The 3506-nt window shown below is 31.8% G+C and carries 4 protein-coding genes; all 4 read right to left on the bottom strand.

Annotated features, from left to right (window positions below; genetic code table 11):
- Positions 1-338: cation-transporting P-type ATPase (locus ACIR310F_RS26655; RefSeq protein ID WP_269208335.1), on the bottom strand; the 338-nt coding region annotated here is incomplete at its 3' end.
- Between the two features lie 15 nt (positions 339-353).
- Positions 354-500, bottom strand: a complete 147-nt coding sequence (locus tag ACIR310F_RS25255) for a hypothetical protein (protein ID WP_155963628.1) — start codon at positions 498-500, stop codon at positions 354-356.
- Between the two features lie 85 nt (positions 501-585).
- Entirely contained in the window at positions 586-1506 is a 921-nt protein-coding gene (locus tag ACIR310F_RS0105040) for a tetratricopeptide repeat protein (RefSeq protein WP_028082877.1), read from the bottom strand.
- 217 nt (positions 1507-1723) lie between these two features.
- Positions 1724-3148, bottom strand: a complete 1425-nt coding sequence (locus tag ACIR310F_RS21600) for a nuclease-related domain-containing DEAD/DEAH box helicase (protein ID WP_231387393.1) — start codon at positions 3146-3148, stop codon at positions 1724-1726.
- Positions 3149-3506: the final 358 nt, after the last annotated feature.

The following is a 3506-nucleotide window of genomic DNA, read 5'->3' as shown; positions in this document are numbered from 1 at the left end:
TTTCCATCACGAATGACTAATGCACGGGGACTAGAAAGATCCCGTAGTGCCTCCAGTGATTTTTCTGTTTTTTGTTCTTGGTATAAGTTAATGCCGACAATAAAAAAGATGAAACCTAACAAAATTAAAGCTTCCTGAGCATCACCCAAAAATAAGTAAATGATACCACAGCCTAATAAAAGCAGAAAAATTGGCTCTTGAAAGATTTCCAGCGCAATTTCCCAGATTTGACGATGTTGGGTAGATGGTAACTCATTATATCCTTCTTGTTTGAGGCGATTACCTGCGGTGAGTGCAGATAATCCCCTAAGAGATTGAACCTCAATTTTATGAGTCATGATAAAAGCTGATGATCATGCTGCGCTATTAAAGACGATACCAATACCAGTATCCGCTACTTCCATAACTACAAAATCATCCCATGTCAGGATTTTTATCGTGACTAGAATGCCATTAGACAGATATTGTAAACGAAAAATGCAACTGTTTTGAGACATCATTAGCCAAAACCTTGCACTTTTTTGTGACAAAAATCAGCGAACCGCTTATTAATAAACGGTTTTAGTTTTATTCAGCAAGTCCTAATTATTGTTTTAGTATCTGAAAATCTGCGGCTTTAACTGATTTTCTATCTCTTTTTCTATCAAAACTTTCTTGTAAAATAAAACTTACTCTTTGCTTTTCTTTACGCAAAAATTTAGGTAACTCCTTTTGTAAGAAAAAGACACGATTTCCATGATCATCTATAATCCATCCATGAGATTGATTAGGTGGTAATGATTCAATTGTACCACAATAACGGGGAATATCTTGATATAAAAGTTCTTTCCAGTATTTCCGACATATTTGATTTAATTTAGTAATATCTCCCTCAAATTTAGTAAATGTTAATTGCTGCTTAGTGATTTCTTGGTTAATCTTTACTTGTAATTGTTGTAAAGTATCTTTGACTTTCCAACCCTCTCTTTCTCGAATCGCTTTACATAGTTCTAAATGTTGTGCAGATATTTCTAACTTTCCTAATAATAAGCTTTGCTGACAGATTTTTTCATATAAAGTAACTTTAATTTTATCTTCTCCCGAAGAAGATAATGCAGCTTGACAAGCAAACTTTAGGGCTATTTCTGGCTGATTCATACGTAAATATATATCTGATAAATCCTGGTAAATATACCATTCTTCTCGATATTTTAGCAGGATATCCTTCAACTCAAGAATAGCTTTTTCTTCTTCTCCTAGATTAGCTAATGCTAAAGCAGAGAATCTATAAAAATTCATTTCTTTGGGATAAAATTTAATTGCTTCTAATGCACAAACACGAGCTTCTTTCCATAATTCAAGTTCAATTAGACTTTTTACCTTAGCAAAGAACCATTGTTCTTTTCTAGATCTGCCTCTGTTACCATCAACAATTATTGGTTCATCATTCAATTCTTCAGGATTTATAAAATTACACCATTCCAGAACAATATCCCACTTTTCTTTTTGTTTAGCAGCTTTAATCACAGCAAAGACAGTTAATTCTTTAGGTAAAATATCTGGCTGTAAACTTAAAATTGTTTTTGCAGATTCTATTAGTTGGTATAAATTTTCTTTAGATTCTTCTGGTTTAATAGCATCATCATAATATGCCCAAACTAATTTATTTTTAATATATTTATTCCCAGGAAATTGATTAAGTGCTTTATTTCCTTGTTTAATAGAGGCTGAAGCATAACCAGCTTTACGTAAACATTTGAGATAACAACGCTAAACTGGGTTTAACCAGAGGGAACGTTACATCCTCATCTTCTAAAGGTTCAACTAAATCAGAGACATGGTTTAAAATACTCAATGCAGATGACAGAATTTGATGAGTGTTGCGATAGTTTTTGTCTAAGTCAAATTTCTTGCTAAAAGTACGGCCTTGTGCTTTAACTCCTACATCTTTCCACTTAAAATTAGACCTTTTATAAAGACTTTGATTGCCATCTGCAACAATGATTAAATCACCATTTTCACTATCTTTCAGCGCATTCACACAACACTGAAACCAAATAGGAACAAAAGTATGAGCTTCATCAATAAAAATAGCATCCCATTTTTGTTCTAGTGAATATTCAGACAATTTATCAACAACTATTTTACCTGTATATTCGTCCCGATTTCCTTGCACTTGACTGGGTAATGTACCTAAGACAGATTTTGCCCATACATCAAAATTTCCGACTTCAATATTTTGATAGTGTTTATTTTGTGAATCTTGATGAAGAACTGATTTTATATAGGCTGCTAAACATACATTGAAACACAGTATTAATATTCTTGCATTATGATTTTGGTTAATTAAGTATTTAGAGCGTGATATTAATAATAGGGTTTTCCCTGAACCAGACACCCCAAAGAAGATACGATGACCATCTCCTATACTTTTAGCCAAAGATTCTTGTTTACTGTCTAATGTTGTTAATATAATATCGCTTGGTAAAATTGAAAATTCAGAATTAACACTTTTTAATGTAGCTTTTTCTTGTCTAATAACAATTTCAGGATATATAATTCCTTTGATGGTACTAATCTGATCAGGCGTTAAAGGAGAGAAAACAAAGTTAATTCCAAACATTTCTTGAAAACGCTGGATAATTGTTTCTTCTTTAATATAATCTTTTTCCCATGTCAACAACTCATCACGATAAACTACACTTTTTATTGGTAGTACATTAATTAAATTATATCTGTCAGCTTGTTCATGGGTTAAGTTAGACATAACTGCACCAACACCAATAGGAAAACATAAATTTCCTTGATATTTGCCTGATTGGTTAGTTAATACTCTAGATTTTTTCAGAAGATTTAATAGTTTATCAAGATAATCTTTACCTTGACGTAAAGGAGATTTCTGTTTTTGAATTGTCTCTAAATCATTTTGATTATTTTCTATTTCAAAACTATCATTTGATGCTTTGAGTATTTGATTAGGATACCATCCTTTAACTTCTATAACAAGTAGTCCAAAATCAGGGGATAAAATAATAAAGTCAGGATAAAGACCATCTATTCTGGGTTCATACCAAACATAGAAATTATCCGACAGCTTATTTTTGAGAATATTGTATAGTCTTTTTTCTCCCTGACTAGCTTTGTCAGGAATAGAGAACGGTATCATCATTGCCATATTGAACTGTTTATAATTTTACAAAGGTAAATTTTAACATCTTATAATCTCGCTAAGATGCTTGGTTACATTTCTTAATATAGAATATTTTTCTATATATAGCTGTAGCCATCAAGATTAGGACAACATTACGAAATAAACTATGTATAGTAGAAGTACCATCCTAATTAACCTAGATACAGCTATACTTAAAAGTATAGCTGTTGCTAAGTCGTGAAGAAAACTTGAGTAGAATTTATTAGGTATTTATGCCACTGAGTGAAAAAAGATAAAACTTCTCATATCTTGGGCTTTAGCCCTAAAAACACCAAAAACAAACCCCTTCATTAACGGTGTAATGAAGGGGTTTGTT

It is taken from the genome of Dolichospermum circinale AWQC310F (assembly GCF_000426925.1).
Taxonomy (GTDB): Bacteria; Cyanobacteriota; Cyanobacteriia; order Cyanobacteriales; family Nostocaceae; genus Dolichospermum; species Dolichospermum circinale.
This window is presented reverse-complemented; position numbering and strand designations above follow the sequence as displayed.

Coding starts and splice junctions, on each gene's coding strand:
- ACIR310F_RS25255 (WP_155963628.1), bottom strand. CDS start 500: ATGATGTCTCAAAACAGTTGCATTTTTCGTTTACAATATCTGTCTAAT.
- ACIR310F_RS21600 (WP_231387393.1), bottom strand. CDS start 3,148: ATGATGATACCGTTCTCTATTCCTGACAAAGCTAGTCAGGGAGAAAAA.